Below are 13,692 nucleotides of genomic sequence, written 5' to 3' on the forward strand. Positions count from 1 at the left end.
TCCAACTCCACGCCGGGGGCACGGGGAAGGGGCGGGGTGGACTTGCCACCCCGCCCCTCGCCCAGTACCGCAGGGGTTCTCAGTCCCTTGTGGCCGATGTCACTCGCCGAGCACCTCGGACAGCGGGGTGAAGGGCAGGGCGAAGGCCTCGGCGACGCCCTCGTAGGTGATCTTGCCGTCGTAGGTGTTGAGGCCCTTGGCGAGCGCCGCGTTCTCCTGCAGGGCCTTCTTCCATCCCTTGTCGGCCAGCTGGACGGCGTAGGGCAGGGTGGCATTGGTCAGTGCCCAGGTGGAGGTGTTGGGCACCGCACCGGGCATGTTGGCCACGCAGTAGAAGACCGAGTCGTGCACCTCGAAGGTGGGGTCGTCGTGCGTGGTCGGGTGGGAGTCCTCGAAGCAGCCGCCCTGGTCGATGGCGACGTCGACCAGCACCGAACCGGGCTTCATGCCCTTGACCATCTCGTTGGTGACGAGCTTGGGGGCCTTCTTGCCGGGGATCAGGACGGTGCCGATCACCATGTCGGCCTCGGCGACCTGCTGCTGGACGGTCAGCGAGCTGGAGGCCAGGGCGTGCACCTTGTTGCCGTAGCGCCAGTAGGAGTTGCGCAGCTTGTTGAGGTCGACGTCGAGGATGGTCACGTCGGCGCCCATGCCCATGGCGATCTGGGCGGCATTCTGGCCGGCGACACCGCCGCCGAGGATGACGACCTTGGCCTGCTGGACGCCGCCCACACCGCCCATGAGGACGCCGCGGCCGCCGGAGGCCTTCATCAGGGTGTGTGCGCCCACCTGGGGTGCCAGGCAGCCGGCCACCTCGGACATCGGGTAGAGCAGCGGCAGGGCGCGGTCGGGCGTCTGGACCGTCTCGTAGGCGATGCCGATGGTCTTGGACTGCAGCAGTGCGTCGGTCTGGGGGCGGTCGGCGGCCAGGTGCAGGTAGGTGAACAGGATCAGGTTCTCGCGCAGGTACTTGTACTCGGCCTCGATGGGCTCCTTGACCTTGATCACCATGTCGGCGATGGCCCAGGTCTGCTCCGCATCAGGCAGGATCTTGGCGCCCTGGGCCTCGAACTCCTCGTCGGTGATCGACGAGCCGAGGCCGGCACCCTTCTGGACATAGACCTCGTGGCCGTGCGTGACGAGTTCGTGCACGCCCACGGGGGTGATGCCGACGCGATACTCGCGGTTCTTGATCTCTGTAGGCACTGAAATCTTCATTGAGTTCAGCCTTTCTCGCTGGGATTGAGATGACTCGACGCTAACACCGAGGGGTCCTTCTGCCGTGGTGGGTGGCCTGTTGTGGGGGTGTCCGGACTGGTCCTTCGCCTCCAGAGCGCGTTTGGAACGTGCCAACTCTCCCGTGGGTCGCGCACGCGGCTTCCGAAGGGATGGTGGCGAAGTCCACAACTGGCGGTTGTCTAGGTCTTTCGCCTTCGTTGGTGAAGTCAGGGGGTGAGATTCCACACAGGTTCACGAAGGGTGCACGAAGAACCCGTGTTCCGCCACCTCCTGGTCGTGATTGCACATTCGTTCACAGCGTGTGGCACATCGTGCACTTCGGCGGAGATCAGGCGGCAGCCATCGCCTTTTGTCACAGGCGGTGCCTAGGCTCGTGGCATCGGCGCACTGGCGCCACACGGATCATGCGCGATGGCGCGCGGACCGCAGAGGGGAGATCTCGATGAGACGGATGCAGGCCGACGTGGTCGTCGTCGGCGGCGGCGCGACGGGGGCAGGAGTCGTGCGCGATGTCGCGATGCGCGGCTATTCCGCCGTGCTGGTGGACCGTGCCGACCTGGGCCAGGGAACCACCGGGCGCTACCACGGGCTGCTGCACTCCGGTGGCCGCTATGTGGTCTCCGATCCCCACTCGGCCACCGAGTGCGCGCGCGAGAACGCCATCGTCACCCGCATCCACGCCGATGCCGTCGAGGCCACCGGTGGCCTGTTCGTCGTCACCCCCGAGGACAGCGAGGAGTATGCCGACAAGTTCGGCCCCGCCGCCCTGGCCACCGGGGTGCCGTGCGAGGAGATCGGCATCGCAGAGGCGCTGCGTCGTGAACCGCGCCTCAACCCGGGCATCAAGCGCGCCTTCGCCGTTCAGGACGGCACCGTCGACGGCTGGCAGATGGTCTGGGGCGCCGCCCACAGCGCCATGGACCACGGCGCGAAGGTGCTCACCTACCACAGCGTCACCCGCATCGAGCGCGACGGCGACCAGGTCTCCGCGGTGTTGTGCACCGACATGAAGAGCCTCGACCAGGTGCGCATCGACTGCCGCTTCGTCATCAATGCCGGCGGCCCCTGGGCCGGGCAGATCGCCCACATGGCCGACTGTCCCGGCGTCGACGTGGTGCCGGGCCGCGGCATCATGATCGCGATGAACCATCGCCTGGTGAACCAGGTGGTCAACCGCTGCATCTACCCGGCCGACGGCGACATCCTGGTACCGGTCCACACCGTCTCGATCATCGGCACCACCGACGTGAAGGCGGACGATCCCGACAAGCTCGAGATCCCGCGCGACGAGGTGCAGCAGATGCTCGACTCGGGCGAGGCGCTGGTCCCCGGATTCCGCCAGGCGCGCGCGGTGCATGCCTGGAGCGGTGCCCGACCGCTGGTCAAGGACTCCCGCGTCAGCGCCACTGACACCCGCCACATGAGCCGCGGCATGAGCATCATCGACCACGAGGCCCGCGACGGGCTCAAGGGCCTGCTGACGATCAGCGGCGGCAAGCTGACCACCTACCGCCTGATGGCCAAGAACATCGTCGACGTCATGTGCGAGCAGCTGGGCGAGGATCGCCCCTGCACCACCGAGACCGAGGCGGTGCCGGGCAGCGAGAAGCAGAAGAACTACCACGTCACCCATCGGCTCGCCGAGCGCGAGGCCGACCGGCTGGAGGACCAGATCATCTGCGAGTGCGAGCTGGTCAGCCGCCGCCAGCTCACCGGGCTGATGGCCGAGCAGCCCGACGCCATCCTCGACGACCTGCGCCGCCAGCTGCGGCTGGGCATGGGCCCCTGCCAGGGTGGTTTCTGTTCCACCCGGGCCGCGGGGATCGCAGTCGAGGAAGGAGTCTCGAGCGTCGAGCGGGCCACCGAGCAGCTGCGTGACTTCCTGGGCAACCGCTGGGTGGGGCTGTGGCCGATCCTCTACGGCGACCAGGTGCGCCAGACCGCCCTCGACAACTGGATCGTCAAGGGCACCCTCGACGTGGAGCACCTGCCCGGCAGCGACGTGCAGCTGGTGCCGGGTGAGGGCGAGGGGCAGTTCGACGTGCCCAGCCACCAGGCTGCCCCCGAGGGCCGTTCCCAGACGGAACAGGCCTCGATGGCAGCGGGCGAGAAACAAGGGGCGGCGGCCGAGGCGAGCAGCAACAGCTCGGACCCGGAGTTGGCCAGCCGGAGCGAGAACGAGGAGCAGAAGTGAGTGAGGTCATCGTCATCGGTGCCGGGCTGGCCGGTCTGACCGCCGCCCTGCGCCTTCGCCAGGAGAACCACAGCGTCACCCTGCTCACCAAGGGGATCGGTGGCCTGCAGCTGGGTCAGGGCACGCTCGACGTGCTCGGCTATGCCGGCCCGCGTCGGGTGGAGCGTCCGCTGGAGGAGATGGCGGCCTTCGTCGCCGAGCACCCCGAGCATCCCTATGCAGTACTGGGGCGCGGCCCCGTGGAGCGCGGCATTGACTGGCTGCGCACAGTGCTGGGCGAGGAGCAACTGGTGGGGGAGGCCGACACCAACCGGCTCTACCCGACCGCGGTCGGGGCAATGCGTCCCACCGCCCTGGTACCACCCTCGATGGCCGCTGGCGAGCTCGTCCCTGGCAAGAAGCTGCTGGTGGTGGGCGTGCGCGAGCTGAAGGACTTTCCGGCGGCCCTGGTGGCCGGGAACCTGGCTCGCACCCCGCTGGCTGGCGGATCCGTGGAGGCCCGCGCCGAGACCATCAGCTTCAAGGCCTTCGGGACCGGAGTCGACTTCTCGGCGCTGGCCATGGCGCGGGCGCTGGACGAGCCGGTTCGTCGCCGCGAGCTGGTGGCGGCGCTCAAGCCGCTGGTACGCGAGGGGGAGAGCGTGGGTCTTCCCGCGATCCTGGGCGCCAACGACGCCACCGCCTGGCGCGACATCGCCGAGCAGCTGGGGGCCCCGGTCTTCGAGATCCCGCTGCCGCCCCCGTCGGTGCCGGGCTGGCGCCAGAACGAGGCGCTGGTGCAGGCCGTGAAGGATGCCCGCGTCCGGCTGGTCAACGGCACCAGGGTGCTGCGCTCCCGCGTGGAGGACGGCCGGGTGAAGGGCGTCACCATCAAGGGCACTGGACGCGAGGTGGAGTACACCGCCGACCACTTCGTGTTGGCCACCGGTGGCTTCGAGTCGGGTGCGCTGGTGCTGGACAGCCACAATGAGCTGCACGAGTCGGTCTTCGGCCTACCGGTGCGCGGCGGGCGGATCGACGACCTGGTGCACGGTGACTACTGGGGCGCCGACCAGCCCCTGTTCGCCGCTGGCCTGGCCGTCGACGACCGGATGCGACCGCTGGATGCCGACGGCGCCGCGGTCCACCCCAACCTGCACGCCTGTGGCGGCATCCTCGCCGGGGCGCAGCGATGGAGCGAGAAATCGGGCGAGGGGATCGCCCTGGGCAGTGCGATGTGCGTTGCCGAGGCCGTCCTGGCCGATCTGGAGGAGAAGTGATGACTGAGGCGAACAAGCCGACCGACCGGGCCGTGGCGGGCCACGAGGCCGAGACGACGGAAGCGCGGGTGGAGGCCCTGGCGCCGGTGCAGCAGCGCGAGGCGGCCAAGCAGGCCATGAACCATGCCCTGGACGAGCTGACCCGAACCACCCTGGACCACTGCGTCAAGTGCACGATCTGCGAGACGGCCTGCCCGGTCGCCCGGGTGACGCCGCTGTTCAGCGGACCCAAGTTCGTCGGGCCGCAGGCCGAGCGCTTCCGCGACGGCGAGAGCGTCGACCACTCGCTGGACTACTGCTCCAGCTGTGGCATCTGTACCCTGTCGTGCCCGCAGGGGGTCAAGATCGCCGAGCTGAACTCGCAGGCGCGCGCGGTGATGAAGAAGGACAACATGCCGATCCGCGACCGGCTGATCACCCAGACCATGCTCGAGGGCGCGGTGATGAGCCCGCTGGCGCCGGTGGCCAATGCCGCGCTGGGCATGAAGCCGGTACGCACCGTGATCGAGAAGGTGGTGGGCGTCCACCGCGACGCCCCGATGCCCGAGGCCCACCGCGAGACCCTGCGCGCCTGGCTCAGGAAGCGCCCGGCCCGCACGACCCCTGCCACCAAGGGGCCGGTGGTCTTCTTCACCGGCTGCGCCGGCGGCTACTTCGAGACCGAGACCAGCAAGAAGTCGATCGAGGTGCTGGAGCACCTGGGCTACGAGGTGCTGGTGCCCAAGCAGGGGTGCTGCGGTCTGGCCGAGCAGTCCAACGGCCTGTTCGAGCAGGCGACCAAGAGCGTGCTGAAGCTGTGCCGCCAGCTGCAGTCCGCCGGCAAGGACCTGACGATCATCAGCGCCTCCGGCTCCTGCGTGGGCATGCTGAAGCACGAGGCGCACGAGATCATGGGCGTCGATGCCGAGGAGCTCAAGGACGTGGGTACCCGAAGCCGCGACATCAGCGAGTTCCTGCTGGAACTGGCCGATGCCGGTGAGCTGCCGCTGGACTTCCAGCCGATGGACATCGAGATCCCCTACCACCAGCCCTGCCAGGTGAAGAGCCAGGGCATGGGCATGCCCGCGCTGCACCTGCTGGAGCTGATCCCGGGCGTCACGGTGGCCGAGAGCGGCCAGCCCTGCTGTGGCATCGCCGGCACCTACGGCCTGAAGAAGGAGAAGTACGAGGTGGCGCAGGCCGTCGGCAAACCGGTCTTCGAGCACATGAAGAAGCATGACCACGGGGTGGGTGCCTGTGACACCGAGACATGCCGTTGGCAGATCCGCAAGGGCACGGGCATGAAGATCGTGCACCCCATCGAGATTCTGCACCACGCCTACGGGCTCTCGGATGACCTGCTGCCGGGAGCGGGCCCGAAGGACTGAGGCACCTTCACACAGGCCACGGCCCGGGCCGCGACGACACCGTCGTGCCCGGGCCGTGGCCCTGTCCCGGGGGTCGGGGGCCTGTTCGGGCCGCAACGACAGGATCTCGGAAGATCTGGCCCCCAGGGGGGACCAGATCTTCCGAGATCTTCGTCAAGTGCCGGGATTGGCTCCCGGAGCCGGGATCAGCGGCTGCGGCGACGGCCCGCGGAGGCCGAGAAGTCGGCTGCGCCGCCGGTGTTGCCTGCGGGTGCCGCGACGGATCCCCTGCCGCCGCGACGGTCGCCGACCTGTGGGGTCGCCGCCTGGCGGGAGGTGCCCTCACCGCTGCCGCCCCGGCCACGGGTGCCGCGGCGACGGCCCGGGCCGGTACCGCCGGCCAACTGGCCCTGGCTGGCGGTGCCGCGGCCCTGGCCGCCGCGACGGCCGCCATTGCCGCGGCCACCGCCCCGGCCGTGACCGTTCTGGGCCTGACCGTTCTGGGCCTGGCCGTTCTGGGCCTGGCCGTTCTGGGCCTGCTCCACCTTCGTCGGCTGCGCGATGGCCATGGCCTCGTCCGGGGAGACGAAGCTGCGCTCACCGGGGGCGAGGTCGTCGAGGATGGCGCGCTCGCTGCCCGAGACGGTGGGGCGGATCTTCGCGGCCCGCATCAGGCCGCGGACCTCCTGGCGCTGGTCGGGCGTGGCGATGGTGACCACGGTGCCCGCCTTGCCGGCGCGGGCGGTGCGGCCCGAGCGGTGCAGGTAGGCCTTGTGCTCGGCCGGCGGGTCGGCGTGCACCACCAGGCCGACGTCGTCGACGTGGATGCCGCGGGCGGCGATGTCGGTGGCCACCAGGGTCTGGACCCGTCCGGAGTGGAAGGCGTCCATGTTGCGGGTGCGGGCATTCTGCGCGAGGTTGCCGTGCAGGTCGACGGCGGGGATGCCGCGGGCCAGCAGCTGCTTGGCGAGCTTCTTGGCGCCGTGCTTGGTGCGGGTGAACAGGATCGTCTTGCCGGGGGCCGCGGCCAGGTCGGCCAGCACGTCGGTCTTGTCGTCCTTGTGCACCTCGATCAGGTGGTGGTCCATCGTCGAGACGGGGCTCACGGCGGAGTCTGCCTCGTGGGTGACGGGCTGGTGCAGGTAGCGCTTGACCAGGACGTCGATGCCGTTGTCGAGGGTGGCGCTGAACAGCATCTTCTGTGCGTCGGCGGGCACCTTGTCGAGGATGCGGCGCACCATGGGCAGGAAGCCCATGTCGGCCATGTGGTCGGCCTCGTCGATGATGACGATCTCGACGGCGGACAGGTCGACGGCGCCCTGGCCCATCAGGTCGAGCAGGCGGCCAGGGCAGGCGATGAGGGCGTCGACGCCGCGCGCCAGCGCCTTCACCTGCGGGTTCTGGCCGACGCCGCCGAAGATGGTCAGGCTCACCATGCTGCTGCTCTTCTCCAGCGGGAGGAGGGATTCCTCGATCTGGCTGGCGAGCTCGCGGGTGGGGGCGAGCACCAGGGCGCGGGGCCGCTTGGCGCTGCGTCGGGTGGTGGAGGCCTCGAGGCGGGCGACCATGGGCAGCAGGAAGGCGTAGGTCTTGCCCGAGCCGGTTCGGCCGCGGCCGAGCACGTCGCGCCCGGCGAGGCTGTCGGGCAGGGTGGCCTGCTGGATGGGGGTGGGGCTGGTGATGCCGCGTGCGGCGAGTGCCTCGGCCAGGTGCTGCGGGACGCCGAGCTCGACGAATCCGGTGGGCGCGGGGCTGGTGGACACAGTGGTGGTGGGCACAGTGGTGCTGTCAGTCAAGAGAAAATACCAATCACGATCGGTGTCTTGCACGGCGCGCTCAGCTTTCATCCGTCCGTGTGACGGTGCGGCGCGGCCAGCGGAGCTCTCTGGGAAGGGCGTCCGATCACCGAGGGTCCGCGGCAAGACTGGGCGGACCGACGGATTCACTCTACCCCAGCCGGGAGATGGCACCGACCGATCGGCTCCGCCGGTGCCCGGGCCGTGGGCTCAGGCGAAGGTCCAGCTCCGCTTGCTGAGCCCGAACCAGAAGTCGTCGATGGTGCTCCCGTTGTCGATTCCCCCGGTGGCCTCGGCGGCACCCAGTGCGATGTAGAGGGGCGACCAGTGCTCGGTGTGGGGGTGGGCCTCGTGGGCGCCGGGGGCCTTGGACTCGAAGTCAATCAGGGCGTCCAGGTCACGGGCCTGCATCGCCTCGGCGGCCCACTGGTCGAACTCGGTGCTGACGGCGGGCGGGGGTCCATCGCCAGGTCGGGCGCTGGGGGTGCGTCGTAGGTGACCTGGTAGTACTTCTCGGGGAAGCCCCAGAAGTCGTAGGTGAGCCCGGGGGAGTTCTGGAAGGCGCTGACGGTGATCGGGGACCTTTCCCAGTGTGCCTGGACCACCAGGATGTTCTTCGGCTTCGGGAGCTGGGCCGACCGCTGGTGCAGTTCTTCGGTCCAGGTGACGTCCTCGTCCAGCGGCGGGGCGCCGTGGCTGAGGAAGAGGATGGGCTGGCGGTTTGGGGGGCCATATCCAGTGCAATATGGTTAAATATTGAACTATTTCCCGCTTCCTTCTTCTCACGAATTCTTCAGGTGAGCGGGCGACCCATCGGCAGCATCCGGTAGGCGTGGCGGATGTGTTCCTCGATCCGGTCGGCGGCCAGGCCCCCGTCGCGGGCCAGCAGTGCCTCGAGGATGCCCCGGTGCTGGCCGCACAGGGACTCGCGGAACTCCGGCCACTCGTCCATCTGCTGCTCGGCCTGCAGGATGGGGGTGCGCAGGCTGGTGCGCACCCCCCGGGTCAGGTCGCTGACCAGCGTGTTGCCAGCGGCCGTGGCGATGCGGATGTGGAAGTCGGTGTCCACCTCGTTGAAGGACTCGGGATCGTGCACCCGGTCCATGTCGTCCAGCATCGAGGACAAGGCCTCCAAGTCCTCGTCGTCGAGCCGCTCGACGGCCAGCAGGGCGGTGCTGCGCTCCAGGGCGATGCGGGTCACCACCACCTCGTCGAGCGGGAACTGGCTCAGGGCCACCTGCAGCCGCAGGAGCCGCCCCAGTGCCTCGCTGCGCTCACTGATCACCCGCGTGCCGGACAGTGCCCCGCTGCCCACCCGGCTCGCCAGCACCCCCTGTGCTTCCAGCGTGCGGATGGCCTCGCGGATGGCGGGACGGCTCACCTGCAGCTGTTGCGCCAGCTCGCGCTCGGCGGGCAGGCGGTCGCCGACGCGAAGCTGGCCTTCCAGGATCAGGCTCTCGATGTGGTGCAGCACCGTCTCGAAGGCGCGCGGCGCGTCGCTGCGGCTCGCCTCGATGCTGCCAGTGGTCTGGCTCATGGACACAGTGTCGCACCCCGGGGACCGGATGCCGACGCCTCACGACGCGCAAGGCCTCGATCGCCGGTTGGCTTGCCTTGACTGCCACGGATCCCGAGATGGGGCGCACGGAGACGGGAGCCGGTCCGCAACCGGGCGCGCACGGGTCTTCGATCAGCCGTCACGGTCTTCCTGCGGGGCATCCGAACAGCCCGACGTGCTGTGCGACCCTTTGGCCAATGGCCTTGTCAGAAGATAGCGTCGTGTGGTTCGTCAATCCCAGGAGGCACGTCCACATGGCCGAGCAAGAGCGACCCACGAGCGGCACGGGGCCACACCAGCCGCACAAACACCAACCACAGGACCACCAACCGAGCAGGGGAACGCGCGCAGTGCGCCCCGAGACCGAGCAGGCCGCCGCCCAAGGCCGCCGCCCCTCCAGCCCCCGCTCCGCGAGCCACCAGCGCGAGATCATCGACAGCGGCGGGGCCGGCATCGCCCGGGCCTTCGGCCAGGGCCGGCGCATCGACCACTCCCCGCACCCCGCCCTCGAGCCCTTGCCCGAGGCAATGACCAATGAGACCCCCGGCAAGCTCGACAAGGTCGTCTTCGGTACCACGGCCCTGCTGTCGATCGCCTTCGTCGTCTGGGGCGCACTGGCCCCCACCCAGCTCAACACTGCTTCCGGCCACGGCCTGGAATGGGTCGTCGGCAACACTGGCTGGCTCTTCGCGACGGCCGCCACCGGCTTCGTCTTCTTCGTCCTGTGGCTGGCCGCCAGCAAGTACGGCAGCATCCCGCTGGGCCGCGACGGCGAGGAGCCCGAATTCTCCACCGCCTCGTGGATCGCCATGATGTTCAGCGCCGGCATGGGCATCGGCCTGATGTTCTACGGCGCCGCCGAGCCCCTGACCCACTTCGTCACCCCGCCGCCCGGCACTGGTGAAGCGGACGTCAAGAAGGCCATGGCCACCACGCTCTTCCACTGGGGCCTGCACCCCTGGGCCATCTACGCGATCGTCGGAGTGGCCATCGCCTACGGCGTCTTCCGCAAGGGACGTCCGCTGACCATCAGCGCCGTCTTCGAGCCCCTGCTGGGCAAGCGCCAGACCTACGGCCCCGGCGGCAAGGTCATCGACATCTTCGCCATCTTCGCCACCCTCTTCGGCTCGGCCACCTCTCTGGGCCTGGGCGCACTGCAGATCGCGGAGGGCGCCAGGATCGTCGGCTGGCTCGACGAGGCGGGCAACCGTTTCCTGGTGGTGCTGATCACCGTGCTGACCATCTGCTTCATCCTGTCGGCCGTCTCCGGTGTCGGCCGCGGCATCCAGTACCTGTCGAACATCAACATGGTGCTGGCCCTGGTGCTGGCCCTGTTCGTCTTCGTGCTCGGTCCAACCGTGTTCATCCTGAACCTCATCCCGTCGACGCTGGGCACCTACCTGCAGGACCTGATGATGATGAGCGCCCGCACCGCCGTCGCCGGCGAGGAGACCTCGTCCTGGCTGGCCGGCTGGACCATCTTCTACTGGGCCTGGTGGGTCAGCTGGACCCCCTTCGTCGGCATGTTCATCGCCCGCATCTCCCGCGGCCGCACCATCCGCCAGTTCGTCTCCGGCGTGCTGCTGGTGCCCAGCGCGGTGAGCCTGGCCTGGTTCGCCATCTTCGGTGGCGCCGCCATCAAGGCCGAGCAGCTGGGCGCCAAGCTGAGCGAGGCCGGCGGCGAGGAGGCGACCCTGTTCGCGCTGCTCGACACCATGCCGCTGGCCACCATCACCTCGGTGCTGGTGATGATCCTGGTGGGCATCTTCTTCGTCTCCGGTGCCGATGCCGCCTCGATCGTGATGGGCACCCTGAGCGAGAACGGCACCATCGAGCCGCGCCGTCCCACCGTGATCTTCTGGGGCGTCGCCACCGGCGCCGTCGCGGCGATCATGCTGGTTACCGGCGGTGAGGACGCCCTGGGGGGGCTGCAGCAGATCATCATCGTCGCGGGCCTGCCCTTCATGCTGATCATGATCGGCATGGCCGTCGCGCTGGTGAAGGACCTGACCAATGATCCGATGATCGTGCGCGGACGGTACGCCAAGGCCGCCGTGGAGCAGGCCATCGTCGAGGGTGTCACCGCCCACGGCGACGACTTCCACCTGCTGGTGGACCACGCCGAACCCGAGCAGGGCGTCGGTTCGAAGGTGGACACCTCCACGATCACCGCGGTCACTGCCGAGAACGAGGAGTACGCCCGCGAGCAGTACGAGCAGGAGAAGGCCCAGCGCGGACAGTGATCCCGCAGGTGCCGCGACGACGGTGCACCCCCCACCCGGGGGCGCACCGTCGTCGCATTCCGTGGTAGGACTGAAATCCAGCGCATTCGCCCGGAGAGGTCCAGCCATGCCCACCCGAGCCGCCACGGCCGCAGGGATGCACTACCCGACCAGTGCCGTCTCGGTCGCGGGCCTGGTGAACGACCTCTTCGACGCCCTCCCCCCATCCTTCGGCAAGCCCGTCAGCCGGCTGGTCCTCGTCCCGCACTCCCCGATGGTGTGGGCGGGGCCGCTGGTGGCCGCCGGCCATGCCCGTCTCGACCCCGATGTGCGGCGCATCGTGCTGCTCGGCCCCCTGCACCGTGCCAGGGGCGATGCCCCAGCATCGAGGCTGGCATCATCACCACCCGCCAGGACGGGATCGCCACCCCGCTCGGTGTGGTGCGCACCTGGCCCGGCACGGACCTCGACGGCATGGACGCGGTGCGCTGTGATGACCAGCTGCATGCGGTGGAGCCCTCGCTGGAGGGTCAGCTGGCCTTCCTGCAGAACCGCTTCGCGGTCTTCCAGGTGCTGCCGCTGCTGACGGTGGGCCAGGTGACCGGGCCGCTGACCGAGGTGCTCGACCTGCTCTGGCGGGACAGCGCGACGGCCGTCATCGTGACCAGCGACCTGGGCCAGGCACTGCCCGTCGGCGAGCTGCGCCGGCGCGACGCCGAGGCCCTGCAGGCAGTGGTCGAGGGCCGGGAGCTGGACGCTGCCCAGGCCTGCCACCACGTCTCCATCAATGCCGCCGTCCAGCTGGCCCGCCGCCACGGCCTGAGCGCTGAGCTGCTGGGCCACGACAGCTCGCGGATCGGGCGCACCCGCGTCGCGGGATCACGCGATGGCCGGGTCCACGGCTCCGGGACCCTCGTGTGGAGCTGACCGGCAGCGACCCTGACCGGCAGCGACCCTGACCGGCGGGGATACTGGAGCCAGGCCTTCCTGGCTCGAAACCGTCGCGCGAAGGAGTCCCGATGACCAGCACCGACCTGCCCCTCGCACTGCCACTGGTAGTGGCACCGATGGCGGGCGGCCCCACCAGCCCGGCACTGGTGGCCGCGGTCTGCGCCGAGGGTGGCACCGGCTTCCTGCCCGGCGGCTACCTCACCGACGAGGCCCTCGGGCAGAAGCTCGACGAGCTCGACGCCCTGCTGGCGTCCTCCGGTCACTCCGAGGCGCCCCATGGCGTCAACCTGTTCGTCCCCGCCCCCGCCGACAGGGCCCGCGACGAGCAGGCCGTCACCGACTACGCCGCGGCCCTGGGCGAGGGTGCCGGCGAGCCCCGCTGGGACGACGACGACCACTATGCCGCCAAGCTGTCGCTGCTGGTCGAGCGGCCGGTGCGGATGGTGAGCTTCACCTTCGGCTGCCCCAGCGCCGACGACGTCGCCCGGCTCAAGGCCGTCGGCAGCCGGGTGCTGGTGACCGTCACCGACCACGACGAGGCCGTTGCCGCCAAGGACGCGGGCGCCGATGCGCTGGTGGTGCAGGGATTCGACGCTGGCGGCCACCGCAGCACCCACGACGTCGCCAAACAGCCCAACCGCCGCGACGCCCTGGCCCTGCTGCCCGAACTGGCCGACCTGGAGATGCCGATGATCGGCGCTGGGGGAGTGGCCACCCGGGGCGACGTGCAGCGCCTGCTCGCCGCCGGCGCGATCGCCGTGGCCGTCGGCACCGCCTTCCTGCGCTGCCCCGAGGCCGGCACCAGCCAGACCCACCGCCGGATGCTCCTTGCGGGCCGCGCCACCCGCATCACCCGCGCCTTCAGCGGACGCCCGGCCCGCGGCATCGTCAACGACTTCATGGAGGCCCACGAGGACGCCCCGGCCGTCTACCCGCAGGTGGACCAGGTGACCAAGCCGCTGCGCGCCGCCGCGGCCGCCCGCGACGACGGCCAGGCCATCAGCGCCTGGGCCGGCACCGGCTGGGCCGCCGCCCAGGACCTGCCCGCCGCCGAGGTCTTCGCCGCCCTGCTGCCCTGAACCGGCCCCAGCGGACGCGGCGAGGCCCCGGGGAGTCGGACTCCCCGG

Annotated in this window: 10 protein-coding genes and 2 pseudogenes; 7 read left to right on the forward strand and 5 right to left on the reverse strand. The window is 69.9% G+C overall.

From position 1 onward, the window contains the following. Positions 1-99: 99 nt before the first annotated feature. Positions 100-1,218, reverse strand: a complete 1,119-nt coding sequence (gene ald, locus ACYVKA_RS04905; protein WP_460703433.1) for an alanine dehydrogenase — start codon at positions 1,216-1,218, stop codon at positions 100-102. Positions 1,219-1,681: 463 nt separating this feature from the next. Here ald and glpA point away from each other — a divergent pair. The 3 genes and pseudogenes from glpA to ACYVKA_RS04920 all read left to right on the forward strand — a co-directional run. Continuing rightward, a pseudogene (gene glpA / locus ACYVKA_RS04910) lies at positions 1,682-3,232 on the forward strand (anaerobic glycerol-3-phosphate dehydrogenase subunit GlpA); the annotation flags it as partial. 197 nt (positions 3,233-3,429) lie between these two features. Next, positions 3,430-4,692, forward strand: a complete 1,263-nt coding sequence (gene glpB, locus ACYVKA_RS04915) for a glycerol-3-phosphate dehydrogenase subunit GlpB (RefSeq protein ID WP_460703435.1) — start codon at positions 3,430-3,432, stop codon at positions 4,690-4,692. Between the two features lie 116 nt (positions 4,693-4,808). Next, entirely contained in the window at positions 4,809-6,059 is a 1,251-nt protein-coding gene (locus ACYVKA_RS04920; RefSeq protein ID WP_394276733.1) for an anaerobic glycerol-3-phosphate dehydrogenase subunit C, read from the forward strand. 185 nt (positions 6,060-6,244) lie between these two features. Here ACYVKA_RS04920 and ACYVKA_RS04925 read toward each other — a convergent pair whose 3' ends face one another. From ACYVKA_RS04925 to ACYVKA_RS04940, 4 genes are all read right to left on the reverse strand, one after another. Then, positions 6,245-7,816: a DEAD/DEAH box helicase gene (locus ACYVKA_RS04925; protein WP_460703437.1), complete on the reverse strand. Its 1,572-nt coding sequence runs from the start codon at positions 7,814-7,816 to the stop codon at positions 6,245-6,247. Positions 7,817-8,044: 228 nt separating this feature from the next. Then, complete coding sequence (locus ACYVKA_RS04930) at positions 8,045-8,245, reverse strand: hypothetical protein (protein WP_460703439.1); 201 nt, start codon at positions 8,243-8,245, stop codon at positions 8,045-8,047. Continuing rightward, positions 8,218-8,439, reverse strand: coding sequence for a hypothetical protein (locus ACYVKA_RS04935; protein WP_460703441.1), 222 nt, complete (start codon positions 8,437-8,439; stop codon positions 8,218-8,220). Before ACYVKA_RS04935 ends, ACYVKA_RS04930 begins: the two co-directional genes overlap by 28 nt. A 188-nt stretch (positions 8,440-8,627) precedes the next feature. Beyond that, positions 8,628-9,371 carry a FadR/GntR family transcriptional regulator gene (locus ACYVKA_RS04940; protein ID WP_460703443.1) on the reverse strand — a complete coding sequence of 248 codons (744 nt, stop codon included), beginning with the start codon at positions 9,369-9,371 and terminating at the stop codon, positions 8,628-8,630. Positions 9,372-9,742: 371 nt separating this feature from the next. Between ACYVKA_RS04940 and ACYVKA_RS04945 the strand changes: the two genes are divergently transcribed. From ACYVKA_RS04945 to ACYVKA_RS04960, 4 genes and pseudogenes are all read left to right on the forward strand, one after another. Beyond that, entirely contained in the window at positions 9,743-11,635 is a 1,893-nt protein-coding gene (locus ACYVKA_RS04945; protein ID WP_460703445.1) for a BCCT family transporter, read from the forward strand. Positions 11,636-11,741: 106 nt separating this feature from the next. Then, positions 11,742-11,975, forward strand: a pseudogene (gene amrB / locus ACYVKA_RS04950) (AmmeMemoRadiSam system protein B); the annotation flags it as partial. Then, positions 11,894-12,541: an AmmeMemoRadiSam system protein B gene (amrB, locus tag ACYVKA_RS04955; RefSeq protein WP_460703447.1), complete on the forward strand. Its 648-nt coding sequence runs from the start codon at positions 11,894-11,896 to the stop codon at positions 12,539-12,541. The pseudogene amrB (ACYVKA_RS04950) and the gene amrB (ACYVKA_RS04955), both read left to right, overlap by 82 nt. Positions 12,542-12,633: 92 nt before the next feature. Then, positions 12,634-13,644, forward strand: coding sequence for an NAD(P)H-dependent flavin oxidoreductase (locus ACYVKA_RS04960; protein WP_460703449.1), 1,011 nt, complete (start codon positions 12,634-12,636; stop codon positions 13,642-13,644). Positions 13,645-13,692 lie beyond the last annotated feature (48 nt).

Source organism: Luteococcus sediminum, assembly GCF_054783495.1.